Source organism: Coriobacteriia bacterium, assembly GCA_016649875.1.
GTDB lineage: Bacteria > Actinomycetota > Coriobacteriia > WRKU01 > JAENWW01 > JAENWW01.
In genome coordinates, this window is sequence record JAENWW010000007.1 from 31883 (window position 1) to 53332 (window position 21450).

At 53.6% G+C, this 21450-nt stretch carries 34 protein-coding genes; 30 read left to right on the top strand and 4 right to left on the bottom strand.

Annotated elements, in window-relative coordinates:
* Positions 1 to 29 precede the first annotated feature (29 nt).
* A complete protein-coding gene (locus tag JJE36_03830; protein ID MBK5211423.1) occupies positions 30 to 1262 on the bottom strand; it encodes a peptidoglycan DD-metalloendopeptidase family protein in 1233 nt (410 codons plus the stop codon).
* Between the two features lie 181 nt (positions 1263 to 1443).
* On the opposite strand from JJE36_03830, the gene JJE36_03835 reads away from it, so the two are divergent.
* Both JJE36_03835 and gltA read left to right on the top strand, forming a co-directional pair.
* Positions 1444 to 2283 (top strand): sulfide/dihydroorotate dehydrogenase-like FAD/NAD-binding protein, encoded by an 840-nt coding sequence (locus JJE36_03835; GenBank protein MBK5211424.1) that lies wholly within the window; start codon positions 1444 to 1446, stop codon positions 2281 to 2283.
* Positions 2271 to 3704 (top strand): NADPH-dependent glutamate synthase, encoded by a 1434-nt coding sequence (gene gltA / locus JJE36_03840; protein ID MBK5211425.1) that lies wholly within the window; start codon positions 2271 to 2273, stop codon positions 3702 to 3704. The genes JJE36_03835 and gltA overlap by 13 nt, the downstream gene beginning before the upstream one ends.
* A gap of 57 nt (positions 3705 to 3761) precedes the next feature.
* Here gltA and JJE36_03845 read toward each other — a convergent pair whose 3' ends face one another.
* Both JJE36_03845 and JJE36_03850 read right to left on the bottom strand, forming a co-directional pair.
* Positions 3762 to 5126 (bottom strand): PFL family protein, encoded by a 1365-nt coding sequence (locus JJE36_03845; protein MBK5211426.1) that lies wholly within the window; start codon positions 5124 to 5126, stop codon positions 3762 to 3764.
* 72 nt (positions 5127 to 5198) lie between these two features.
* Positions 5199 to 5501 carry an ACT domain-containing protein gene (locus tag JJE36_03850; GenBank protein ID MBK5211427.1) on the bottom strand — a complete coding sequence of 101 codons (303 nt, stop codon included), beginning with the start codon at positions 5499 to 5501 and terminating at the stop codon, positions 5199 to 5201.
* Between the two features lie 9 nt (positions 5502 to 5510).
* Between JJE36_03850 and JJE36_03855 the strand changes: the two genes are divergently transcribed.
* Positions 5511 to 5711 carry a DUF951 domain-containing protein gene (locus tag JJE36_03855; protein ID MBK5211428.1) on the top strand — a complete coding sequence of 67 codons (201 nt, stop codon included), beginning with the start codon at positions 5511 to 5513 and terminating at the stop codon, positions 5709 to 5711.
* An 85-nt stretch (positions 5712 to 5796) separates the two neighbouring features.
* Here JJE36_03855 and JJE36_03860 read toward each other — a convergent pair whose 3' ends face one another.
* Positions 5797 to 6963, bottom strand: coding sequence for a hypothetical protein (locus JJE36_03860; protein MBK5211429.1), 1167 nt, complete (start codon positions 6961 to 6963; stop codon positions 5797 to 5799).
* Between the two features lie 84 nt (positions 6964 to 7047).
* Between JJE36_03860 and JJE36_03865 the strand changes: the two genes are divergently transcribed.
* The 27 genes from JJE36_03865 to rplO all read left to right on the top strand — a co-directional run bounded on the left by JJE36_03865 (position 7048) and on the right by rplO (position 21450).
* Positions 7048 to 7356 (top strand): hypothetical protein, encoded by a 309-nt coding sequence (locus JJE36_03865; protein ID MBK5211430.1) that lies wholly within the window; start codon positions 7048 to 7050, stop codon positions 7354 to 7356.
* A gap of 23 nt (positions 7357 to 7379) precedes the next feature.
* The gene (locus JJE36_03870) at positions 7380 to 7748 is read left to right on the top strand and encodes a hypothetical protein (GenBank protein MBK5211431.1); all 369 of its coding nucleotides are present in this window, start codon (positions 7380 to 7382) and stop codon (positions 7746 to 7748) included.
* 116 nt (positions 7749 to 7864) lie between these two features.
* Positions 7865 to 8425 carry a nitroreductase family protein gene (locus JJE36_03875; GenBank protein MBK5211432.1) on the top strand — a complete coding sequence of 187 codons (561 nt, stop codon included), beginning with the start codon at positions 7865 to 7867 and terminating at the stop codon, positions 8423 to 8425.
* A 199-nt stretch (positions 8426 to 8624) separates the two neighbouring features.
* Entirely contained in the window at positions 8625 to 9002 is a 378-nt protein-coding gene (locus JJE36_03880; protein ID MBK5211433.1) for a 30S ribosomal protein S12, read from the top strand.
* 54 nt (positions 9003 to 9056) lie between these two features.
* Positions 9057 to 9527 (top strand): 30S ribosomal protein S7, encoded by a 471-nt coding sequence (rpsG, locus tag JJE36_03885; protein ID MBK5211434.1) that lies wholly within the window; start codon positions 9057 to 9059, stop codon positions 9525 to 9527.
* A 26-nt stretch (positions 9528 to 9553) separates the two neighbouring features.
* On the top strand, positions 9554 to 11644 hold the full coding sequence (fusA, locus tag JJE36_03890) for an elongation factor G (protein MBK5211435.1): 2091 nt from the start codon (positions 9554 to 9556) through the stop codon (positions 11642 to 11644).
* A gap of 66 nt (positions 11645 to 11710) precedes the next feature.
* Positions 11711 to 12019, top strand: coding sequence for a 30S ribosomal protein S10 (rpsJ, locus tag JJE36_03895; GenBank protein ID MBK5211436.1), 309 nt, complete (start codon positions 11711 to 11713; stop codon positions 12017 to 12019).
* Between the two features lie 141 nt (positions 12020 to 12160).
* Positions 12161 to 12781 (top strand): 50S ribosomal protein L3, encoded by a 621-nt coding sequence (gene rplC, locus JJE36_03900; protein ID MBK5211437.1) that lies wholly within the window; start codon positions 12161 to 12163, stop codon positions 12779 to 12781.
* 31 nt (positions 12782 to 12812) lie between these two features.
* On the top strand, positions 12813 to 13439 hold the full coding sequence (gene rplD, locus JJE36_03905) for a 50S ribosomal protein L4 (protein MBK5211438.1): 627 nt from the start codon (positions 12813 to 12815) through the stop codon (positions 13437 to 13439).
* On the top strand, positions 13439 to 13729 hold the full coding sequence (rplW, locus tag JJE36_03910) for a 50S ribosomal protein L23 (GenBank protein MBK5211439.1): 291 nt from the start codon (positions 13439 to 13441) through the stop codon (positions 13727 to 13729). Before rplD ends, rplW begins: the two co-directional genes overlap by 1 nt.
* Before the next feature lie 135 nt (positions 13730 to 13864).
* Entirely contained in the window at positions 13865 to 14695 is an 831-nt protein-coding gene (gene rplB, locus JJE36_03915; protein ID MBK5211440.1) for a 50S ribosomal protein L2, read from the top strand.
* Between the two features lie 21 nt (positions 14696 to 14716).
* Positions 14717 to 14989 carry a 30S ribosomal protein S19 gene (gene rpsS, locus JJE36_03920; protein ID MBK5211441.1) on the top strand — a complete coding sequence of 91 codons (273 nt, stop codon included), beginning with the start codon at positions 14717 to 14719 and terminating at the stop codon, positions 14987 to 14989.
* A 3-nt stretch (positions 14990 to 14992) separates the two neighbouring features.
* Positions 14993 to 15331 (top strand): 50S ribosomal protein L22, encoded by a 339-nt coding sequence (gene rplV / locus JJE36_03925; protein ID MBK5211442.1) that lies wholly within the window; start codon positions 14993 to 14995, stop codon positions 15329 to 15331.
* 2 nt (positions 15332 to 15333) lie between these two features.
* A complete protein-coding gene (gene rpsC, locus JJE36_03930; protein MBK5211443.1) occupies positions 15334 to 16041 on the top strand; it encodes a 30S ribosomal protein S3 in 708 nt (235 codons plus the stop codon).
* Positions 16041 to 16466, top strand: a complete 426-nt coding sequence (rplP, locus tag JJE36_03935; protein MBK5211444.1) for a 50S ribosomal protein L16 — start codon at positions 16041 to 16043, stop codon at positions 16464 to 16466. The genes rpsC and rplP overlap by 1 nt, the downstream gene beginning before the upstream one ends.
* A complete protein-coding gene (gene rpmC, locus JJE36_03940) occupies positions 16467 to 16679 on the top strand; it encodes a 50S ribosomal protein L29 (protein ID MBK5211445.1) in 213 nt (70 codons plus the stop codon). It begins immediately after the preceding gene.
* A gap of 17 nt (positions 16680 to 16696) precedes the next feature.
* Positions 16697 to 16957 (top strand): 30S ribosomal protein S17, encoded by a 261-nt coding sequence (gene rpsQ / locus JJE36_03945; protein ID MBK5211446.1) that lies wholly within the window; start codon positions 16697 to 16699, stop codon positions 16955 to 16957.
* Between the two features lie 80 nt (positions 16958 to 17037).
* Positions 17038 to 17406, top strand: a complete 369-nt coding sequence (rplN, locus tag JJE36_03950; protein MBK5211447.1) for a 50S ribosomal protein L14 — start codon at positions 17038 to 17040, stop codon at positions 17404 to 17406.
* 13 nt (positions 17407 to 17419) lie between these two features.
* Positions 17420 to 17737, top strand: coding sequence for a 50S ribosomal protein L24 (locus tag JJE36_03955; protein MBK5211448.1), 318 nt, complete (start codon positions 17420 to 17422; stop codon positions 17735 to 17737).
* 108 nt (positions 17738 to 17845) lie between these two features.
* A complete protein-coding gene (rplE, locus tag JJE36_03960) occupies positions 17846 to 18394 on the top strand; it encodes a 50S ribosomal protein L5 (protein MBK5211449.1) in 549 nt (182 codons plus the stop codon).
* 54 nt (positions 18395 to 18448) lie between these two features.
* Positions 18449 to 18634, top strand: a complete 186-nt coding sequence (locus JJE36_03965) for a type Z 30S ribosomal protein S14 (protein ID MBK5211450.1) — start codon at positions 18449 to 18451, stop codon at positions 18632 to 18634.
* A 126-nt stretch (positions 18635 to 18760) separates the two neighbouring features.
* A complete protein-coding gene (gene rpsH / locus JJE36_03970; protein MBK5211451.1) occupies positions 18761 to 19159 on the top strand; it encodes a 30S ribosomal protein S8 in 399 nt (132 codons plus the stop codon).
* 23 nt (positions 19160 to 19182) lie between these two features.
* Positions 19183 to 19719 (top strand): 50S ribosomal protein L6, encoded by a 537-nt coding sequence (gene rplF, locus JJE36_03975; GenBank protein MBK5211452.1) that lies wholly within the window; start codon positions 19183 to 19185, stop codon positions 19717 to 19719.
* A 54-nt stretch (positions 19720 to 19773) separates the two neighbouring features.
* A complete protein-coding gene (locus tag JJE36_03980) occupies positions 19774 to 20145 on the top strand; it encodes a 50S ribosomal protein L18 (protein MBK5211453.1) in 372 nt (123 codons plus the stop codon).
* Between the two features lie 8 nt (positions 20146 to 20153).
* Positions 20154 to 20663: a 30S ribosomal protein S5 gene (rpsE, locus tag JJE36_03985; GenBank protein ID MBK5211454.1), complete on the top strand. Its 510-nt coding sequence runs from the start codon at positions 20154 to 20156 to the stop codon at positions 20661 to 20663.
* A gap of 2 nt (positions 20664 to 20665) precedes the next feature.
* Positions 20666 to 20866 carry a 50S ribosomal protein L30 gene (gene rpmD, locus JJE36_03990; GenBank protein ID MBK5211455.1) on the top strand — a complete coding sequence of 67 codons (201 nt, stop codon included), beginning with the start codon at positions 20666 to 20668 and terminating at the stop codon, positions 20864 to 20866.
* 140 nt (positions 20867 to 21006) lie between these two features.
* The gene (gene rplO / locus JJE36_03995) at positions 21007 to 21450 is read left to right on the top strand and encodes a 50S ribosomal protein L15 (GenBank protein MBK5211456.1); all 444 of its coding nucleotides are present in this window, start codon (positions 21007 to 21009) and stop codon (positions 21448 to 21450) included.

The window sequence follows — 21450 nt, forward strand, 5'->3', positions numbered from 1 at the left end:
CAGCGATGCATACATTTAATTCGATAGCACTAATAAGACAGTGGGTTTTTCGGAGTTCCGTTGACGCGGACTTCCCAGTGACAGTGCGGACCGGTGGAGTTTCCGGTGCTGCCCACGGTACCGATGCGCTGTCCGGCTCTCACTTTTTGTCCGACGGAAACTTTGATGCCTCCGGATCGTTGATGGGCATAAAGCGTCGTGACACCGTTACCGTGATCGATGATGACGGTGTTGCCGTAGCCCCCGCGGTATCCGGCCGAGATGACCGTCCCGCTTGCTGCGGCCAAGATTGTCGAACCGGATGGGGCTCCGATATCGACTCCCGTGTGAAGCTCGCGCCCGTGATAGGGGCAAATTCGAGGACCGAAGTTCGACGTGACCCGGTGCGATGCGGGGATCGGCCAAGTCATGCTGCCGTGGAAAACTCCGCTTCCGTTCCCTTTGAGTTGCGAGGCGAGCCTTGCCGCCGTCGCCTCTTCTTCTTCGGCGAGTGCGCGCAATTTCGTGGCGTCGCCTTGCGCATTTTGCATCAAAGTCGTCTTTTGATCTTGGGCTTGTTGCGCGCCGAGTGCCGAGTTTTGCCGACTTGCTTTCAATTGCTTGAGATCGGTTGCGGTTCTGACCGCCTCATCGGTTTTGTTTTGTGCCGACTCGACTATTTTGTCGAGCTGTATTTTATTGTTGTCCAACTTGCGCTTCGACAATGCCAAACCGGCGGCTGTCTCGCTGTTCGAGGTGAGAATCCGGTTGGCGAATTCCGCGCGTGTGATGAAATCGCCCATGTCAGAAGACCCGAACAAGAGATCGAGAAAATAGTCGCTCCCCTGTTTATAGGACTGTACGACACGAGAAGAGAGTTGTTTTTGCTGGGTCCGGTACTCCGCCGTCGTGCTGGCGATTTGGCTGGTGAGCTCCACTTTTTGAGTTTTGAGCGCGCTTAACTCTGCAGTGAGTCGTCCGGCATTTCGAGATGCTTTAGCGATTGCAGAGTCGTAGCCGGCGGCCTGCTTCGCGTAGTTTTCCGCCTCCGCATCGAGCTGAGCAACCTCTTTTTTCAAAGCGGCGGCTTCGTTGTCTTTGGCTGCGGCCTGCATGCGTGCAGCGGCGGCTTTCGATTTGAGGGAGCTCACGCTGCCCCACGCGAAATCCCGTGGAGGGATATATGTCGAAAACAGTGAGGCACATATCAAAATCGCGAGCCCAGAGCGTCGCATCTGCGGCGTGAGGAAGCGAGCATATTTTTTTACGAGGGCAAACGTCATGAAAACAATCCTTTTGCGGTAAATTATCAAAAAACCGCGCTGTGCTGGGGTAGCATGAAGAGAGAATTAATTGACTACCGTCAGTATAATGTCCGATTGGATCCATAAACTACCCCGCGCATTCTTTTGTTGTCGAAAAGTAACCAAAGGGTACTTCTGCGAGTTTTGGAGAAATATTCACATGTTCAACGTTCTTGCCAAGAGGCAACTTTCAGAAGCGGTGTTCGAAATCACCGTCGAGGCTCCCGAAATAGCCCGTAAGGTTCAAGCCGGGCAGTTTCTCATCATCCGCGCGACTGAAGACGGCGAACGTGTGCCGTTTACTTTTTCGGATTGGTCTGCTGAGGAAGGTTGGATAAAGTTCATTTTTATGAAAGTGGGCAAAACTTCCCATCTCATTTCGCACCTCGAACGCAATGACGTTATAGCAGACGTAGCCGGTCCTCTCGGAAACCCCACGGAGATCGAGGACAAGAGCCGCATTGCAGTCATCGGCGGTGGCGTCGGCTGCGCGGTGGCCTACCCGGTCGCGCGCGCGCTGTGCGATGCGGGAGCCGAGGTCACGGTGATAATGGGCGCACGAAAGGGAGAATTGCTCATTCTCAAAGAAGAGTTCGAGGCGTTGCCTCTCAAGGATTTCATCATTATGACCGATGACGGCAGCGCCGGCGAAAAAGGTCTCGTCACAGCTCCGCTCGGTGAGTTGTGCAAAAATGGTGAGCTCGACAATGCTTTCGCGGTCGGTCCGGCCATCATGATGAAGTTTTGCGCGGCCACGACCGGTGAATACGGAGTTCCGACCGCTGTTTCGCTCAACCCGATTATGGTTGACGGAACCGGCATGTGCGGGGCTTGTCGCGTCACCGTTTTCGGGGAAACGAAATTCGGCTGTGTCGACGGACCCGATTTCGATGCGGCGGGTGTCAACTGGAATGAGTTGATGACACGACAAAGGTTATATCAAGAAGAAGAACGCGTTGCCGACGCCGAGTATGCAGGGAGCTGTTCATGCCATATATAGACGGGAAACGCAGGCCTTCTCGTGAGCCGCGTCAGGTGATGGGAATGCAAGACCCGAAAGTTCGCCATCGGAATTTCGATGAGGTCGCGCTCGGCTTCACCGAAGAACAAGCGCGCGCCGAGGCGGACCGCTGCCTCCAGTGTAAAAACCCCACGTGCGAACAAGGCTGCCCGGTCAATGTGAGAATCCGTGATTTCATCGGTGGAATTTTGGACGATGATTTCTGTGGCGGTGTCGCAGCGCTTCGAGAGAGAAACGCGCTCCCTGCGGTTTGCGGTCGCGTGTGTACGCAAGAGACGCAGTGCGAGGCTGCCTGTGTGCTTTCGAAGAAAGGGACACCGGTTGCAATCGGCGGTCTCGAGCGGTTCTTGGCCGATTGGGATAGAAGCCGTGAGCCGGGAATGCGCTGCAAGACGGTTGCGGCTCCCCGCAACGGTAAGCGCGTTGCGGTTATCGGGTCGGGTCCTTCAGGTTTGGCTTGTGCCGGTGAACTGTCGCTTCTCGGCTACGGAGTCACGGTGTATGAGTCCTTGCATACTGCAGGAGGAGTTTTGGCCTACGGTATCCCGGAGTTTCGTCTGCCCAAGTCCATCTTGCAAGACGAGGTCGAGGCGCTGCGCACGGCGCGCGTCGAGTTCAAATTCGACCAGGTCGTCGGGCGAATCACAAACGCGCAAGAGCTTTTGGACGAGCAGGGTTTCAGTGCGATATTTCTCGGCACGGGGGCCGGGCTGCCGATTTTCCTGGGGATTCCCGGAGAAAACCAAAACGGTGTTTTCAGCGCAAACGAGTATCTCACGCGCGTGAACTTGATGCGCGCTTATGATTTTCCCAAGACGGACACTCCCGTGTGGCGGGGAAACCGCGTGGTGGTCATCGGAGGCGGTAATGTCGCCATGGATTCTGCCCGAACGGCGCTTCGTCTCGGCGCCGCCGAAGTTTATTTGGTCTATCGGCGCACCGAAGAAGAAATGCCGGCCCGTATCGAGGAGAGAAATCATGCCAAAGAAGAAGGCGTGATTTTCAAGGAACTTTATGCACCGCTCGAAGTCGTCGGCGACCAAGGCTGGTGCACTGGCTTGCGTGTCCAAAGAATGCGTCTCGGACAGCCCGACGCAAGCGGCAGACGCAGCCCCATGCCGATTGAAGGTGAGGAGTCCGTCATCGAATGCGATACCGTGATTTCAGCGGTTGGGACGCGTGCGCATCATTTAGCCGGTAAGATCAGCGATGTCAAAATGACGGATCGCGGCTACGTCGAAGCCGATGACGACGGGCGCACGAGCAATCCTCGGATTTTTGCCGGGGGAGATATCGTCACGGGAGCTGCAACGGTTATTTTGGCAATGGGTGCCGGTAAAAAAGCGGCGCACGCAATCGATGAGTATGTGAAGAACCGACCCACGGGTGCAAAGGTTTAGCATATGACGCAAGAGTCCGTGGTGAAAATCGCCGTGGTGGATATTTAGAAAGAATCGTCAGTTTTTGAGCGCTTGTAACGGAGCCGGTATCCGCCCGCCTCGGTGCGCGAAAATACTTCCCGCATAAGCGTTGACCGGCATGACCGGCGCATATCCGAGCAACCCTCCGAAATTTACGTAATCTCCGACATTTTTCCCGATGGCGGGAATCAGACGCACGGCGGTGGTCTTGGAGTTCACCATGCCGATTGCGCACTCATCGGCTATGATGCCGGCTATCGTTTCAGTCGAAGTGTCTCCGGGAATGGCTATCATGTCGAGCCCGACAGAGCAGACTGCCGTCATGGCTTCGAGCTTCTCGATGGTCAAAGCGCCGCGCTCGGCCGCCCGAATCATATTCGCATCTTCGGAGACGGGGATGAAAGCACCGGAAAGACCGCCGGCGCTTGATGTTCCCATGGCGCCGCCCTTTTTCACCGCATCGTTGAGGAGCGCGAGTGCGGCCGTGGTCCCGGGCCCGCCACAGGTGCCCACGCCGATGGCCTCTATGATTGCCGCGACCGAGTCGCCTTCAGCCGGTGTCGGGGCGAGAGATAGGTCGACTATTCCCATATTGGCGTTCATCCGTTTTGCGGTTTCCCGTGCGATGAGCTCGCCTACGCGCGTGATTTTGAAAGCCGTCGATTTCACCGCTTCCGCCACGGTGGTGAGGTCGGCGTCTTGGGGGAGGTTGGCGAGCACGGCACGTACGACGCCCGGTCCGGAAATGCCCACATTGATGGAGGCGTCTCCTTCTCCGGCATTATGTACCGCTCCCGCCATGAAAGGATTGTCATCGACCATGTTTGCAAACACGACGAGTTTGGTACAAGCGATGGAATCTCGGTCGGCGGTTGCCTCCGCACACAATTTAATGGTTTCGGCCATGGTGAGCACGGCGTCCATGTTGATGCCGGCACGCGTGGAGGCGACGTTGACCGAAGCGCACACGCGATCGGTTGTAGAGAGTGCCTCCGGCAGTGAGGCGATGAGTTTAGCGCTGCCGGCACCGATGTTTTTGTGGACGAGTGCGGAAAATCCGCCGATGAAGTCGACACCGACCTCATGCGCCGCACGGTTGAGCGCAAGCGCGAAAGGCGTCGCATCGTTCGTGTCGCACGTTGCCATAAGCTGGGCGATGGGAGTGACGGAGATGCGTTTGTTCACAATCGGGACGCCGTACTCGCGTTCGAGTTGTTCGGCGACCGATACGAGATTCTTCGCCGATGCGACGACGTGTTCATATACGCGCTGTGCGGCGACATTGATGTCACGGTCGGCGCAGGTCCGCAGCGACAAACCGAGCGTTATCGTGCGCACATCGAGGTTCTGCTTTTGCACCATTGTCAGAGTTTCGATGATTTCATCCTGGGTGATATACATGGGAGTCCTTGCGTGAGAGGGAGCGGGCTTATCGAGTGAGGCGGGGCCGGTGATTTCGTTCGGCCGAGCGGATCAAATACGATGCATATAACGGAACACATCGCTTTTTTGCAGATTGATTTGTACGCTGAGCTTTTCTCCGCAGGCATTGAGCTCTTCTTGGAGATCGGCGAACGGTTTGATATCTTCGTGCAGAGTGACGATGAGTGTCATGGTGAACATGTTCGTCAATATGGATTGGTGTATGTCCTCTATGTTCGCACCGCCTTCGGATAAAACGCTTGCAACGGAGGCGACGATGCCTTTTTGGTCGATTCCCAATACGGTGACGATTGCCGTGTCATTCATGCGGTCTCCTCGGTACGCTTCGTTTATACTTCTTGTATGGAATATGATACAACAGTGCCCGCTTCGGACTTAAACATCGGCGACACCGTCGTCTTGAAAAAAGCGCACCCTTGCGGAGGACGCGCCTGGAAAATCACGCGCATCGGCGCGGACGTCAGTTTGCAATGTGAACAATGCAGGCACGTCGTCATGCTCTCGCGCTCGGAACTCGACCGCCGTATGGTGCGGCGGAACTGAATTTCTGCGGCACAATCGAAGCTAACCCCTGTAGGTTTAAAGCCACTCTCAATGAGAACCCGTCTCATCGACTCCTTGTGTGGTCTCAGTTGCCTTTGACTGCATGGCGTCGCTTGTATTCGGCGGTTGTCGTGTCGTTGAGTTGGATATGGGCGTGGTTGCCTCCATCGGGCGCATACGTACCGAGCTGATTGCGCACATAGGCCGACATTTTTCTGACGCGCGCAAGGGGGGTGACTCCTCCGACTACGGTCTCGCCCCTTTTTACGTAGGGGGATTTCACATGGATGAGAACGATTTCAAGGCTCGGGTACCCGACGGGTCGTATGTGGATTTCATAATCTTCGACTTTGTTCTCGTAGTTATACGTGCAAACTTTTGTGACGGTGCCTGTGACAGGCGCGAAAACAAGACTGCTCGACGCAGCCCCGCAATCGATGGCGGTCATTGCCGAACCGCTCCTTCCCGTGCGCCAAAATTTGAGGGCGGAGCCGCACAGGAGCGCATTATTCCCCGTTTGTTGAACGGTTTTGTCGCGCTTGCTCCCCGTATCCTTTTCCGCCTTGCTCAAATCTTCAAACGGCATATGCGTGCTCAGCGGCAATGCATAAGAATAGCTTGCTTGATGGAATGCGACCTCGGTGAGATTTTCCACGCTTACGGGAAGGTGAATTATAACGCCTTTGTAAGTTGCGAGTTGCGGCGTCGGATTTGCGCTCGTCACCCCGAGCGCGACCGCTTCTTGCGCGATGCTTTGAAGCCTCGCATCCGCGGTGGAGCCCACCGATGCGACGGCGGAAGTGTCTGTCGACGATGTATCCCCTGCGTAGAGGGAATTCGTGCTCGCATACGCCGCCGGGACCTTATTTTGTGAAACGCTCGACTCCACTCCCGACCGGTTCGCAATTTTTCGACCGATTGCGTCGGTGTGTTTCATCCAGAGTATTCCCGAGAGGAAGAGAAGCACCAAACATATGCCCCCGATAGTCATGAGGCGATTGACGGTCTTGCGCTTTTCGGCTTGACGTATTTCGTGCCTGGATTGGAGTCTGATGCCGGCATCCCGTGTCGGGCGCAGACCGGCGCTCTTTCCGAATGCGTTGTCCCATGCCGGCTTGTTGCTCTTGATGACCTGCGGTTGCTCGTTGTCGCGTCTTTGTGCATTCGTCCGAACGGTGCGCTTTTTAGGCCGGACATGTTCACGGCGCGTCGAAAATTCAGAGGAATGTCTTGAGTGTTTCGATTTGTACATATTATAAGTATAACTTACGCAGTCACATCATGGCTTGTCGGCTATAATCAATTCATCGTCCTACCTATTTTCGTTGGAGCAATTGTGAAAAAAGGATTAAAGATAAAGGCAGCGGAAGAATTCGGGCAGACGCTGGTTGAGGATGCACGGGCTCAGGCACAAGAGACGGTGGATGAGGCGCTTGTAAAAGCAGTATCGATTGTCTTCGAAATGCGCGAAAAGGCCCTCAAAGAAGTACGGACATACGGTTCGAAGTATGTACTTGAAGCTCAAAACGATGCCGAACAGATGCTTATCGACGCTAAAAAGAAATCTGAAAAACTGACGATCCTCGCCGAGAAGAATGCCGATGACGCCATCGGGAAAGCCCTCGCCTTGATAACGCGACGGTAGGGAAGGAAGAACGTTATAACGGTATGGCATTTTCGGATAAAGTTGAAATCATACAGGCAAATGCTCAGCGTGAAGCGCGTTCCATCATCGATGGAGCGCAACTGATTGCTGAAAATAATATCAAACAGGCGCTTCAAGAAGCTGACATCGAGCATGCGCGAATGTTGAAAGAAGCTGAATTTCAGGCGAAACAGGAAGCTCAGAAGATTTCGTTTGACGGCCGCACGGCCGCACGAGAGCATATACTTTCGGTTCGGGCAGCCCTCGTAGAAAACGCCGTGAGTAGGTTCGCGCAGATGCTGAAGGATAGAGAGCCCGAGGAACTCGTGTCGGCGCATCGGCAAGAGCTCGAGACACTTTTCGGTAGGGAACTGTTTCGTGAAAAGAAATAATCGGAGTCCCTCATTTCCGCCGCTTGACGTATCTATCATTCGCGGTTATCGTCGGTATTGGAATCGATTATGAATTCAGGACTGTGCCGTCTCGGTATTGACTGAGGAGATACAAGATGTTGGATGTAATAAAAAACAGGAGAAGCGTCAGAAGCTATCTGGATAAAGAGGTTTCCGAAGAGGATATAACCGCGCTTGTCGAAAGCGCGCGACTCGCACCCTCGGCCAACAATATGCAACCGACGCGTTTCATCATAGTGCGCTCGCTTGAAACGAAGGCGGCTCTCGTCGCCGTGGACCACAACCAGCAATGGATGTTGCAAGCACCGGTCATCATCGTGGCGGTCGCCGATCCGTCCGGTTGGAACGATCGTCCGCTGGGACAGTATGAAGAAGGCACTCCTTCAGATGAACAGACTCCCGGGCTCTATCTGAAATATATAATACGGGATGCGGCGATTGCCATTGAAAACCTCATTCTCGAAGCCGAGGGCAGGGGTCTCTCGTCCTGCTGGACGGGTTGGTTTTCCCAGGCCGACGTTCGTCCCCTGCTCGCCATTCCCGCCGACAAATATGTGTGCGGAATCATCACGGTGGGGTACAGCGACAGTCGCTCGCAACCTCGTCCCCGTAAAGATCTCGCCGAAATCCTCATGTACGAAAAATGGTCCGAATGACAGTGGTTTTTCGGCATTCTGTTTCAGGTTCGGGTTCGCAAGTGGATACGCCCGGTGCCGTGGTGTTTGACAAGCCTGCAAAAAACTAGTATCGTTTTACGTTGCGACTTTCTCTGGGGTCTTTGTGTTATGCTGCGCATCGAGGTGCCCCGGTTAAAAGTTAGAAAAAATTGTATTGTATCGACGAAGGGAACTTAAGTTGCCTACCATTAACCAGCTGGTCCGCAAGGGCCGCCGTAAAGTGGAAGAGAAGAGTAAGACCCCAGCGCTCAAGGGTAATCCTCAGCGCCGTGGTGTTTGCACTCGTGTCTACACAACCACACCGAAAAAGCCGAACTCGGCACTGCGCAAAGTATGCCGTGTTCGCCTGACCAACCAGATGGAAGTTACTGCTTACATTCCCGGTATCGGTCATAACCTGCAAGAGCACTCAATCGTACTCGTACGAGGCGGTCGTGTTAAAGACCTTCCTGGTGTGCGCTACAAGGTTATCCGCGGTGCACTCGACGCCGCATCCGTAAGCGACCGTGCTCAAGCACGCTCACGCTACGGTGCCAAGAAGCCAAAGAGCAAGTAGTAATTAACCGTTCATGAGCCCGAAAGGCTCTTACCATCTGGAAGGATTGCCCCTATGCCAAGGCGCGCACCAGCTGTTCGTCGCGAAGTTACGCCGGACGCCAAGTATAACAACCGTCTTGTCACCCAGCTCACCAACAAAGTGCTTTGGGATGGCAAAAAATCAGTGGCCGAATCGATCGTTTACGGTTCGTTCGACATCATTGAAGAGAAGACCGGCAGCGATCCGTTGTCAGTTTTCAAGACAGCAATGGATAATGTCCGCCCTACGCTCGAGGTTCGTCCCAAGCGTGTCGGTGGATCCACCTACCAAGTGCCTGTTGAGGTGAACGCTCGTCGTTCGACCACACTCGCAATTCGCTGGATTGTCGAATATTCGCGTAAGCGTCGCGAGAACACGATGGCCGAGCGCCTCGCCGCAGAAATCATGGATGCTGCAAATGGCATCGGTTCCTCGGTTAAAAAGCGTGAAGACCTATACAAGATGGCTGAAGCGAACCGTGCGTTCTCGCACTATCGCTGGTAGTTTGAATAGATAAGGCAAATGAGAAAATGGTAAAAACTTATCCACTAGATAAGACTCGTAACATCGGAATCATGGCGCACATCGATGCTGGTAAAACAACCACCACCGAGCGCATTTTGTTCTACACCGGAAAAACTCACAAAATCGGTGAGGTTCACGAAGGTGCGGCTGTCATGGACTGGATGGAGCAAGAGCAGGAGCGCGGTATCACCATTACCTCGGCTGCGACGACTTGTTTCTGGAAAGACCATCGCATTCAAATCATCGACACCCCCGGTCACGTCGACTTCACCGTTGAAGTGGAGCGCTCGCTGCGCGTACTCGACGGCGCGGTCGCGGTGTTTTGTGCGGTAGCCGGTGTCCAGCCTCAGTCTGAGACCGTATGGCGCCAAGCGCATAAATATGGTGTTCCCCGTATGGCCTACGTCAACAAGATGGACCGCACCGGAGCAAACTTCGATAACGTCATCGCAATGATGGACGATCGTCTCGATGCCCATCCCGTCGCCATCCAGCTTCCGATCGGTGCCGAGGAACAGTTCGCAGGTCTCATCGATCTCGTCGAGATGAAAGCCATCTTCTTCGCAGAGGATGACAACAATTCACATCCGATCGAGGGAGATATCCCCGCGGACTATCTCGAGGCGGCCGAAGAGGCACGCCAAGCGATGATCGAGGCTGCCGCCGATTCCGACGAGGGCCTCATGGTGAAAGTTCTCGAAGAGGAAGAAATCACCGTTGCCGACATCAAGACTGCAATCCGTAAGGGCTGCATCGCCTCAGAACTCACGCCGGTCATTTGCGGCTCTTCTTTCAAGAATAAAGGCGTTCAGCAAATGCTCGATGCGGTTCTCGACTATCTGCCGAGTCCGCTCGATATTCCCGCAATTCACGGTATCGATCTGGAAACCGACGAGGACACGACGCGCCCGCCCGATATAAAAGCACCGTTTGCCGCTCTCGCATTCAAGGTCATGACAGACCCGTTCGTCGGGAAGCTTACGTATTTCCGTGTGTATTCCGGTCAGCTCGAGTCAGGTTCTTATGCGCTCAACAGCACAAAGGACAACAGAGAGCGCATCGGCCGTCTTTTGCAGATGCACGCCAACACCCGTCAAGATATCACCGTTGCGCAAGCCGGTGACATCGTTGCGGCCGTCGGATTGAAGAACACCACCACGGGCGACACGCTTTGTGATGAAAATCATCCCGTGCTGCTCGAGTCGATGGTGTTCCCCGATCCTGTCATCGACATCGCCATCGAGCCTGCGACCAAAATCGAGCAAGAAAAGCTCGCCACCGGTCTTTCTCGTCTCGCCGAAGAAGATCCGACCTTCCGTGTGCGCACCGATACCGAGACGGGTCAAACCATCATCGCCGGTATGGGCGAGCTTCACCTCGAAGTCATCGTCGACCGCCTGTTGCGTGAATTCAAAGTCGAGGCAAACGTCGGTAAGCCGCAAGTCGCTTATCGCGAGACCGCCGGTCAGCGTGTCGATCGTCAGGACACCAAGTTCGCCCGTCAGTCGGGTGGACACGGTCAGTATGGCCACGTTGTCATAAACTTGATTCCGCAAGAGCATGGTGGCGGTTATGAATTCGATAACAAAATCGTCGGAGGTTCCATTCCGAAAGAATTCATTCCTTCGGTCGATAAGGGCATCCGAGAGGCTTTGACATCGGGTATACTGTCGGGATTTCCGACCGTGGACGTTAAAGTCGAGCTGATCGACGGTTCATATCACGAAGTCGACTCTTCGGAAATGGCCTTCAAAATTGCCGGTTCGATGGCAATCAAAGAAGCGATGCGCAAATCGCACCCGGTTTTGCTCGAGCCGGTCATGGAAGTCGAAGTCACCACTCCTGAAAATTACATGGGCGATGTCATGGGCGACTTGAGTTCACGTCGCGGACGTATCGAAGGCATGGAGCCTCAGGGCAATGCTCAACTCGTACGTGCTAAAGTGCCTCTTTCCGAGATGTTCGGTTACTCGACCGATCTTCGTTCGAAGACGCAAGGACGTGCCGTTTACTCGATGACGTTTAAGGCGTACGAACCGGTGCCCAAGTCGATCGTTGAGGAAATCGCCGCTAAAAACGGTGGATATTCAGACTAGTTGTTAACCCCGGGAGGGCTCGGCAATCATGCTCGGGTTCACTGGATTAAACGAAAGGTAAGTATAGTGTCGAACCAGAAAATAAGGATTCGCCTCAAAGGTTACGATCACGAGATTGTAGACCAGTCGACTAAGAAGATTGTGGATACCGCGATCAGTACCGGCGCAAAGGTAATCGGACCCATTCCGTTGCCGACTTCTCGTAACCTTTATTGTGTGATCCGCTCACCGCACGTAAACAAGGATTCACGCGAGCATTTCGAGTTGCGCACACATAAGCGCCTCATCGAAATCATCGATGCAAAGCCCAAGACCGCCGATGCTCTGAGTCGTTTGGATCTTCCTGCGGGTGTCGAGATTGAGATTAAAGCGTAAGCTTTCTTTGTGGTATCATATGCACTTGCGTGTTTTGGGGTAGTGAGGACATGCGTGTATCTGTTATAGAGGTGACCCGCTGAGAGCAGCACCATGGGGGTGCTGGAGTGTCTCACGATCACACGAGCAAAAGGATGTGTTATGAGCAAGACTATTCTCGGCCGAAAGCTGGGAATGACCCAAGTCTGGACTGAAGAGGGAAATCTTCTTCCGGTCACGGTCATCCAAGCAGGCCCCTGTGTCGTTACACAGGTAAAGACCATCGTTACGGATGGCTACAACGCCATTCAAATCGGCTTCGGCGAAATCGCCGAAAATAAAGTGAATAAGCCTCGTGCCGGACACTTTGAAAAAGCCGGTGTCGATCCCGTCAAGTATCTTGCCGAGATTCGCCTCGATTCCACTCCGGAGAATAAAGCCGGCGACAGCATCGACGTGGGAATTTTCGCAGATACCAAGAAGGTCAACATCTCGGGCGTCAGCAAAGGTAAGGGCTTCGCCGGTGTCATGAAGCGCCATAACTTCAAGGGCGGTCCCGGCGGACACGGTTCGCACTTCCACCGCGCTCCGGGTTCTGTCGGCCAGGCTTCAACTCCTTCGCGCGTTTTCAAGGGGCAGAAACTTCCCGGTCACATGGGAGTCGATAAAGTAACCGTACAAAACCTCGATGTCGTAAAAATCGATGTCGAGCAAAACTTGCTCATCATAAAGGGTGCCGTCCCTGGCGGCAAGGGTGCATTGCTCACCATCAAAATGGCGTAGCACCTAAGTCAGAGACACAAGGAGAAACACAATGGCAGTAGTAAATATTAAAGATGTAGCAGCGGACAAGACCCGCAACGAAAACATCGACGACGCAGTCTTCGGGATTGAGCCGAACGTTTTCGTTGTACATCAAGTTGTTCGCAGCCAGCAAGCAGCATTGCGTGCCGGTACCCATGAAACTAAAACTCGCGCTCGTGTAAGCGGCGGCGGCAAGAAACCATGGCGTCAGAAGGGTACCGGTCGCGCTCGTCAAGGTACCATTCGTGCCCCACAGTGGGCAGGCGGTGGCGTCGTCTTCGGTCCTCATCCTCGCAGCTATGCGTTCAAGGTTCCGAACAAAGTCGTCAAGCTCGCCATGCGTTCGGCGCTTTCCTCGAAGCTCTTCGATGAGGTTCTCTTCGTCGTTGAGAACTTCAAATTCGACAAGCCTTCCGCTAAAGATGCCTCTGCGATTTTGAAGAATCTTGGTCTCGAGGATCGCAAGATAACCATTCTCGTTGAAAACGAAAACGACAATGCGTATCTTTCTTTCCGCAACCTCGATCGTGTTCGTGTTCTCTTCGCGTATGAGGCAAACACCTACGATCTTGTTGACAATACGGCAGTTCTTTTCTCTGCTGACTCACTAAGCTGGGTTGGGGAGGTGCTCAAGTAATGTACGATCCACGTCAGATTATCATTCGCCCCATCGTATCGGAGAAGTCTTTTGATATCATGGAGGAGCAGAACCGCTATACTTTTGAGGTAGCGAAAACGGCGACGAAACCGCAGATTGCAAACGCAATCGAAACGATTTTCGAAGTCAAGGTCCTCAAAGTCAATGTGATGAATGTTTCGGGAAAGCCCCGTCGCGTTCGTCAAGCTCTTGGAAAGACGCGTAGTTGGAAAAAGGCAATCGTCTCCTTAAAAGCCGGCGATACCATCGAAATTTTCCCCAACGCATAGTCAATGTATGCCTCTTAAGTGGGGGGCATGAGGGTGCTCGCGTCCGCAACTTAATGGACACGCTCGGCACCGTGGTAGTCCGGCGTCAGACCGCAACGTCCCGTACGGTCGGGCCATCGGACGGAAGGAGTTGAAATGGGACTAAAGAAGTATAAGCCGACTTCACCGGGTCGTCGCGGCATGTCAGTTTCTGACTTTGCAGAAATCACGTGTACGACCCCTGAGAAGTCCTTGCTTGAGCCACTACCTAAAAATGGTGGACGTAACAACAACGGACGTATTACCGTTCGCCACCAAGGTGGAGGACATAAGCGTCGTTATCGTGTAATCGATTTCAAGCGTCGCAAAGACGGCGTACCCGCCAATGTTGCAACCATCGAGTACGATCCGAACCGCTCGGCTCGTATCGCCTTGTTACACTATGCGGACGGTGAGAAGCGCTACATCCTGTGCCCTAAGGGACTCGAGGTAGGAGCCAAGGTCGAAAGCGGCCCGGAGGCAGACATCAAGCCCGGCAACACGTTGCCGCTTTCAGCGATTCCCGTCGGTACCGTCGTTCACGCTGTTGAGATGCAGCCCGGTAAAGGTGCGGCTCTCGCTCGTTCGGCCGGAACTTCGATTCAGCTCATGGGTAAAGAAGATACGTACGCTATCCTTCGTATGCCCAGTTCCGAGACGCGTCGCGTGCTTTTAACTTGTCGCGCTACCATCGGTGAAGTAGGTAATGCCGATCACGCCAACATCGTCATCGGCAAAGCTGGCCGTAAGCGTCACATGGGCGTTCGTCCGACGGTTCGCGGTACGGCCATGAACCCCGTCGATCACCCGCATGGCGGTGGTGAAGGCAAGAACAAGTCAGCCGGTCGTCACCCCGTTACGCCGTGGGGCGTTCCGACGAAGGGCCATCGTACCCGTTCGAAGAATAAGCCATCAGATCGCCTCATTATCAGGCGTCGTAAGAAATAACAGACGAGAGGAGTATTTAAGATGAGCAGAAGCCTCAAAAAAGGACCGTTCGTCGAGGCTCGTCTATTAGGACGTATTCAGGCGATGAACGAATCCGGCGACAAGCGAGTCATCAAGACTTGGTCGCGCAGTTCGACTATCTTTCCGGAGATGGTCGGCCACACAATCGCGGTCTATGATGGCCGCAAGCACGTACCTGTTTATGTAACCGAGTCTATGGTAGGGCACAAGCTTGGTGAGTTTTCACCATCTCGTACATTCCGTGGACATGCTAACTCGAAAAAGGAGGTTTGACGTATGCAAGCAAAAGCAATCGCACGTTTTCAGCGTATAGCACCTCGTAAGGCTCGTATCGTCGTCGACCTCGTTCGAGGCAAGTCGGTTGAAGAGGCACGTGGAATCCTGAAGTTTTCAACGCGAGATGCATCCGAGGTTGTTGAGAAAGTCGTCAACAGCGCAACTGCAAACGCTGCGAATCTGCACGACATTAAATCAGACGAGCTTTTCATCAAGGAAATATTCGTTGATGAGGGCCCGACCATGAAGCGCATCCAGCCTCGTGCACAGGGTCGCGCCAATCGAATCAACAAGCGCACCTGCCACATCACCGTGGTCGTTGCAACGAAGGAGGCGTAACTATGGGCCAGAAAGTATGTCCGATCGGACTGCGCCTGGGTATTACCGAGAGTCACCGATCACGTTGGTACGGCGGCAAGGATTACGCCAAGATTCTCGCGAACGATATCAAGCTCCGTAGCTTCCTCAAGACACGCCTCGAGCGTGCCGCCATTGCGAGCATCATCATCGAGCGCAAAGGCGAGAAAACCGAGATTGAAATCTGGACCGCACGCCCGGGTATCGTCATCGGTAAAAAAGGTTCTGAAGTCGACGTGCTCCGCGCGGAACTCGAAGCTATCGCTGGCGGTATCGTTGACATCAAGATTGTCGAAGTGACTCGTCCCGAGATCAACTCCACGCTCGTGGCACAGTCGGTTGCCGATCAGCTTATCGGTCGTGTGGCGTTCCGTCGTGCGATGCGCAAGTCTGTTTCAGCTGCCATGAAGAGCGGCGCACTCGGTATTCGTATCCAGTGCAGCGGTCGTCTCGGCGGTGCCGAAATGGGACGTCGCGAGTGGTATCGCGAGGGTCGTGTGCCTCTTCACACGCTTCGCGCCAAAATAGATTACGGTTTTGCCGAGGCAAAAACCACCATGGGAATCATCGGCATCAAAGTTTGGATCTTCCATGGTGAGGTTCTCCCCGGGCAAAAGTCTCCAAATCCATCGATTGAGGGTACCCGCGCACCGCGCAGTCCTCGTCGCGGTGGTAATAGGAGGGATAAATAATGCTGAGCCCAAAACGTGTTAAGCACCGTAAGGTGCAGCGCGGTTCGATGAAGGGTAGCGCCAAAGGCGGTACCAAGGTGACATTCGGTGAATTCGGTCTTCAGGCTCTTCAGCCGGCGTGGATCACCGACCGTCAAATCGAAGCCGCCCGTGTTGCAATGACTCGTTACATGAAGCGTGGCGGTAAGGTCTGGATTACGATTTTCCCGGACAAGCCTGTTACGAAGAAGCCTGCCGAAACCCGCATGGGTTCAGGTAAAGGTAACCCCGAGTTGTGGGTCGCCGTGGTGAAACCGGGTCGAGTAATGTTCGAGATCGGTGGCGTTGATGAGGCGACGGCTCGCGAAGCTATGCGACTCGCTGCCCATAAACTCCCGATCAAAGTGAAATTTGTTACCCGTGAAATAGCAGACGGGGAGGCATAAATGAAACCAGTAGAAGTACGCGGGCTCGATGAAGCCGCATTGGAAACAAAATTGAAGGAAAGCCGCGGGGATTTGTTCAATCTTCGCTTCCGCCTTGCCACGGGTCAAATGGATGACACCAACAAGATCGGTCGCATCAAGAAGGACATTGCGCGCCTTCAAACTGAAATTCGTTCCCGTCAACTCGCTGCCGCAAAAAGCGCTGAGAACTAAGGGAAGTGAGGAACATTATGACTACCGATCGTAATAGTCGCAAGGTTCGTCAGGGAGTCGTTGTATCGGCTTCCGGCGACAAAACTTGTGTTGTTGAAATCAAAGAGCGCAAGAAGCACGAAACCTACAACAAGATGATTACCCGTACCAAGAATCTTCATGCTCATGATGAGCAGAACGAGGCCGGTATCGGTGACACCGTTTCTATCATGGAAACCCGTCCGCTTTCGAAAATGAAGCGTTGGCGTCTTGTTGAGATTATTGAGAAAGCTAAGTAAGCAAGTATTTGGACCATGTGAGTCGTGAATGTGTGCATCCGCACACCGCTGATGTGCTCACAGTTTTGAGAGGTTGAACGATGATCCAAGCAGAGACCAGGATAAAAGTCGCCGACAACTCGGGCGCACGTAAGCTTTTGTGCATCAAAGTTCTCGGTGGTTCGAAGCGCCGCTATGCTTATGTCGGCGATGAAATTATTTGCACGGTGAAAGAGGCGTTGCCAAACGGCGCCGTCAAAAAGAGCGAGGTAGTTCGTGCCGTGGTCGTACGTACCAAAAAAGAGGTGCGTCGCCCGGATGGTAGCTACATCAAGTTCGATGAAAATGCCGCCGTCGTAATCGATGATCAAGGTAGCCCACGCGGTACACGTATCTTCGGCCCTGTAGCTCGTGAGCTTCGCGAGAAGCGCTACATGAAGATCGTTTCGCTCGCTCCTGAGGTTCTTTAAGGAGACCTGCACAATGACGAAACTAAACATTCGCAAAGGCGATAAAGTAGCAGTTATCGCCGGCAAAGACAAAGGCAAGGAAGGTCGCGTTCTTGCAACGTTCCCTTATAAGGAGCGCATACTCGTCGAGCATGTCGCCGTTGCCAAAAAGGCTACTCGTCCGACGCAGCAAAATCCGCAAGGCGGCATCGTCGACATGGAGTTGCCCGTGCACGTGAGCAACTTGATGATTGTTTGCCCGAAGTGTGGAATGCCCACTCGTGTTTCGATCAAGCGCGAAGATGGCGTACGCACCCGTGTTTGCAAGAAGTGCGGCAACGATATCGACTGACATCGACTAATGACGGTCGATTTGGTAAAATGGCTCCTTGCGTGATTGCAGGGAGGCACAGGTTCAGAAATCCTGTGCTTAAAGCCCCAGAAGAAAGGTTTTGTGAAGATGGTCCCAAGGCTTAAAGAGAAATATGATAAAGAGGTTGCTTCTGCTCTGAAAGAGCAACTTGGTTTCAACAACGTGATGGAGATTCCGCATCTCGAAAAAATCGTCGTCAACATGGGCGTGGGTGCTGCGGTCACCGAATCCAAGCAGCTCGACGCCGCCATGGAGGACCTTCGTGTCATCACAGGCCAGCAACCGATGATTACTCGTGCCAAGAAGTCCATCGCGAGCTTCAAAATCCGTCAGGGAATGCCTATCGGCTGCAAAGTGACACTTCGCGGCGACCGTATGTGGGAGTTCTTCGACCGCCTTTTGGCAACCGCGATTCCTCGTATTCGCGACTTTCGCGGACTTTCTGCGAAGAGTTTCGACGGACGTGGCAACTACTCGATGGGTATTACCGAGCAACTCATTTTCCCCGAAGTCGAATACGATAAAGTCGACCGTACTCGTGGTATGGATGTCACGTTTGTGACGACCTCGCAAAACGATGAGGGCGCAAAGGCTCTGCTCGATGCTTTCGGTTTCCCTTTCAAGGGTGAGAAGTAAGAACGATTCAGTAATTTTCGGCACATTAGGTGCCGTGAAATTGGAGGTTAGAAAGTGGCTAAGAAATCGATGATCGCTAAGGCTGCGAGAACTCCGAAGTTCTCAAGTCGCCGTCAAACTCGTTGCACTCGTTGTGGCCGTCCACGCAGCGTATATCGCCAGTTTGGACTTTGCCGCATCTGCTTGCGCGAGTTGGCAAGTCGTGGCGAGCTCCCCGGTGTACGTAAGGCAAGCTGGTAATTCATTCAATATTTGTTACCGCGACGTACTTACGTATCCCGTAGAGATTCGTATGAGTAGCGCGTATTCCACGGGTTTACGCGAACCTCAGCACGGTATCATCCCGAACCATAGGAGGAAAAAACAATGAGCATGACAGACCCGATCGCCGATATGCTTACTCGCGTTCGTAACGCGAATAGTGCTGTCAAGGCGACCTGCTCGATGCCTTCAAGTAAAAAACTTGTCGACATTGCAAAGGTACTGAAAAAGGAAGGCTACATAATAGCTTTCCAAGTAGCCGAGGGTACTCCGGTCAATACACTTGAGATTACCTTGAAATATGGCTTGAAGAAGGAGCGTACCATCACCGGTATCCGCCGAATCTCAAAGCCTGGTTTGCGTGTATACGCGAAAAAAGATGACCTGCCTCGCGTTCTCGGAGGTCTCGGTATTGCAATAATTTCTACCTCACAAGGCGTAATGACGGACCGTGCCGCTCGCAAAGCGGGCGCCGGCGGCGAAGTCATCGCTTACGTCTGGTAATCGATCCGGGAAGGAGAGCACTTATGTCACGTATTGGTAAGATGCCTATTCCGGTTCCTGCCGGCGTAGAAGTAACAATCAACGGTCAAGACGTTACGGTCAAAGGTAAGCTCGGAGAGCTGTCCCGTACCTTCGTCGACGAGGTCACCATTACACGCGAAGGCGACGAGATCATCGTTGCTCGCAAGGAGGAAACTCGCGAGGCTCGCTCATTGCACGGTCTCAGCCGTTCGCTCCTCAATAATATGGTAGTTGGCGTCACCGAAGGCTACGAACGCAACCTGGAAATCGTCGGTGTCGGTTACCGTGCCGTCCTTAAAGGCAAGGATCTCGATCTTGCGCTCGGTTACAGTCATCCTGTGATCATCACGCCTGAAGACGGCATTACATTCGAAGTCCCTGTCCCCACACAAATTAAAGTCAAGGGCATTGATAAGCAGCGTGTCGGCCAAGTTGCGGCAGACGTTCGTAAGTGGCGTAAGCCTGAGCCCTACAAAGGCAAAGGTATTCGTTATGCAGGCGAGCATGTCCGTCGTAAGTTGGGCAAGGCTGCTAAGTAGTAAAAGCACCCGTCCGGGGTTACAGTCCCGGTAAATGCGAGGAGAAGAGCTTAAATGAACAAAATGAAGGCAAAAGTTGCTTCGTTGGCACGACGCCAGCGACGCGTGCGCGCAAAGCTGACCGGGACCGCGGAACGTCCGCGTCTCCGAGTGGTGCGTGGTAATGCACACATCTCTGCTCAACTGATTGATGATGTCGCAGGTAAGACTTTGGCTGCTGCTGCTTCCAACGAGGCAGAGCTTTCAAAGAAGCTTAAGAACAACGGTAGCAACATTGCGGCTGCAAAGCTCGTCGGTGAGACCGTCGGTAAGCGTGCGGTAGAGGCGGGTGCCACGGAAATTCTTTTCGATCGTGGCGGTCACGTCTATCATGGTAGGGTAAAAGCTCTCGCGGACGGCGCTCGTAGTGCCGGCCTTAGATTCTAGGAGGACTCATGGCGCGTAGAGAAACACAGGTTTCTGAGCTCCAGGAGAAGGTTGTCCAGATCAACCGAGTTTCAAAGGTTGTAAAAGGTGGACGACGTTTCTCTCTGAGCGCTCTTGTAGTCGTAGGAGATGGCAAGGGCAAGGTAGGCGTAGGTATGGGCAAGTCCGCCGAAGTGCCCAATGCCATTAAAAAGGGTATCGATGATGCCAAGAAGAACATGTTCACGGTTCCTGTCGTCAACGGTACGCTTCCGCATGAAGTTATCGGCGAATTCGGCGCAGGACGCGTACTCCTCAAGCCGGCAGCACCCGGTACCGGCATCATTGCCGGTGGTCCGGTTCGAGCTATTCTCGAGCTTGCCGGTGTGACCGATGTCTTGAGCAAGTCGCTCGGTTCCGCTAACGCTCTCAACATCGTCAAGGCTGCGGCTGCCGGTTTGCAGTCTATCCAGTCTGCGCAAGATGTTGCCGATCGTCGCGGTTTGACCGTCGAAGAAGTATACGGTCAGGAGGGTTAATGATGGTTGCAAAGAAAGCTACCCAAAAGACTCTGAAGATTACTCAGGTGAAAAGCTCAATCGGCTACAAATCCGATCAAGGAGCTACGTTGAAGGCTCTCGGTCTGAAGCGAATAAGCGACTCGCGCGAACAAACCGATACGCCGGCGATTCGTGGGATGATTTTTAAAGTGAAGCACCTCGTCAAGGTGGAAGAGCTTTAAAACGGTGTTTTTGCCAACCCGACTTAACCGTCGGGTTTTGGCGTGTTAGAAGTAATGTGTAGGTAGTTGCCAGCGGCGAGCTGCTGGTGTGGGCAAAATGGTTTGCCCTAGAGAAGCGCACACAAGGAGATTAAAAGATTATGCAGATTCATGATTTATTCCCAGCCCCCGGTTCACGCAAGAGCCGTAAACGCGTAGGTCGCGGACACGGTTCAGGCCACGGTAAGACATCCGGTCGCGGTGCAAACGGACAACTTTCACGTGCAGGTGGAGGAAAAGGCCCAGGATTCGAGGGTGGACAACTTCCGTTGTATATGCGTCTTCCTAAATTAGGAGGGTTCACGAGTCGCAATCGTGTCGAATACGCCGTCGTCAATGTCGGGCGTCTCGAAGAATTGTTTGCTAACGGCGAAGTGGTAACCGCCGAGGCCCTTGCGGAGAGAGGCGCCATTCGTTCGGCGCTCAAAGCTCCCGTAAAAGTGCTCGGTGACGGTGAAATCACTAAAAAACTTACTATTAAAGTCGACAAGGTTTCAAAGTCTGCTCAGACTAAAATTGAAGCCGCAGGAGGGACGGTCGGTTAA

Coding starts and splice junctions, on each gene's coding strand:
- JJE36_03830 (MBK5211423.1), bottom strand. CDS start 1,262: ATGACGTTTGCCCTCGTAAAAAAATATGCTCGCTTCCTCACGCCGCAG.
- JJE36_03835 (MBK5211424.1), top strand. CDS start 1,444: ATGTTCAACGTTCTTGCCAAGAGGCAACTTTCAGAAGCGGTGTTCGAA.
- gltA (MBK5211425.1), top strand. CDS start 2,271: ATGCCATATATAGACGGGAAACGCAGGCCTTCTCGTGAGCCGCGTCAG.
- JJE36_03845 (MBK5211426.1), bottom strand. CDS start 5,126: ATGTATATCACCCAGGATGAAATCATCGAAACTCTGACAATGGTGCAA.
- JJE36_03855 (MBK5211428.1), top strand. CDS start 5,511: ATGGAATATGATACAACAGTGCCCGCTTCGGACTTAAACATCGGCGAC.
- JJE36_03860 (MBK5211429.1), bottom strand. CDS start 6,963: ATGTACAAATCGAAACACTCAAGACATTCCTCTGAATTTTCGACGCGC.
- JJE36_03870 (MBK5211431.1), top strand. CDS start 7,380: ATGGCATTTTCGGATAAAGTTGAAATCATACAGGCAAATGCTCAGCGT.
- JJE36_03875 (MBK5211432.1), top strand. CDS start 7,865: ATGTTGGATGTAATAAAAAACAGGAGAAGCGTCAGAAGCTATCTGGAT.
- rpsG (MBK5211434.1), top strand. CDS start 9,057: ATGCCAAGGCGCGCACCAGCTGTTCGTCGCGAAGTTACGCCGGACGCC.
- fusA (MBK5211435.1), top strand. CDS start 9,554: ATGGTAAAAACTTATCCACTAGATAAGACTCGTAACATCGGAATCATG.
- rplC (MBK5211437.1), top strand. CDS start 12,161: ATGAGCAAGACTATTCTCGGCCGAAAGCTGGGAATGACCCAAGTCTGG.
- rplD (MBK5211438.1), top strand. CDS start 12,813: ATGGCAGTAGTAAATATTAAAGATGTAGCAGCGGACAAGACCCGCAAC.
- rplW (MBK5211439.1), top strand. CDS start 13,439: ATGTACGATCCACGTCAGATTATCATTCGCCCCATCGTATCGGAGAAG.
- rplB (MBK5211440.1), top strand. CDS start 13,865: ATGGGACTAAAGAAGTATAAGCCGACTTCACCGGGTCGTCGCGGCATG.
- rpsS (MBK5211441.1), top strand. CDS start 14,717: ATGAGCAGAAGCCTCAAAAAAGGACCGTTCGTCGAGGCTCGTCTATTA.
- rplV (MBK5211442.1), top strand. CDS start 14,993: ATGCAAGCAAAAGCAATCGCACGTTTTCAGCGTATAGCACCTCGTAAG.
- rpsC (MBK5211443.1), top strand. CDS start 15,334: ATGGGCCAGAAAGTATGTCCGATCGGACTGCGCCTGGGTATTACCGAG.
- rplP (MBK5211444.1), top strand. CDS start 16,041: ATGCTGAGCCCAAAACGTGTTAAGCACCGTAAGGTGCAGCGCGGTTCG.
- rpmC (MBK5211445.1), top strand. CDS start 16,467: ATGAAACCAGTAGAAGTACGCGGGCTCGATGAAGCCGCATTGGAAACA.
- rpsQ (MBK5211446.1), top strand. CDS start 16,697: ATGACTACCGATCGTAATAGTCGCAAGGTTCGTCAGGGAGTCGTTGTA.
- rplN (MBK5211447.1), top strand. CDS start 17,038: ATGATCCAAGCAGAGACCAGGATAAAAGTCGCCGACAACTCGGGCGCA.
- JJE36_03955 (MBK5211448.1), top strand. CDS start 17,420: ATGACGAAACTAAACATTCGCAAAGGCGATAAAGTAGCAGTTATCGCC.
- rplE (MBK5211449.1), top strand. CDS start 17,846: ATGGTCCCAAGGCTTAAAGAGAAATATGATAAAGAGGTTGCTTCTGCT.
- rpsH (MBK5211451.1), top strand. CDS start 18,761: ATGAGCATGACAGACCCGATCGCCGATATGCTTACTCGCGTTCGTAAC.
- rplF (MBK5211452.1), top strand. CDS start 19,183: ATGTCACGTATTGGTAAGATGCCTATTCCGGTTCCTGCCGGCGTAGAA.
- JJE36_03980 (MBK5211453.1), top strand. CDS start 19,774: ATGAACAAAATGAAGGCAAAAGTTGCTTCGTTGGCACGACGCCAGCGA.
- rpsE (MBK5211454.1), top strand. CDS start 20,154: ATGGCGCGTAGAGAAACACAGGTTTCTGAGCTCCAGGAGAAGGTTGTC.
- rpmD (MBK5211455.1), top strand. CDS start 20,666: ATGGTTGCAAAGAAAGCTACCCAAAAGACTCTGAAGATTACTCAGGTG.
- rplO (MBK5211456.1), top strand. CDS start 21,007: ATGCAGATTCATGATTTATTCCCAGCCCCCGGTTCACGCAAGAGCCGT.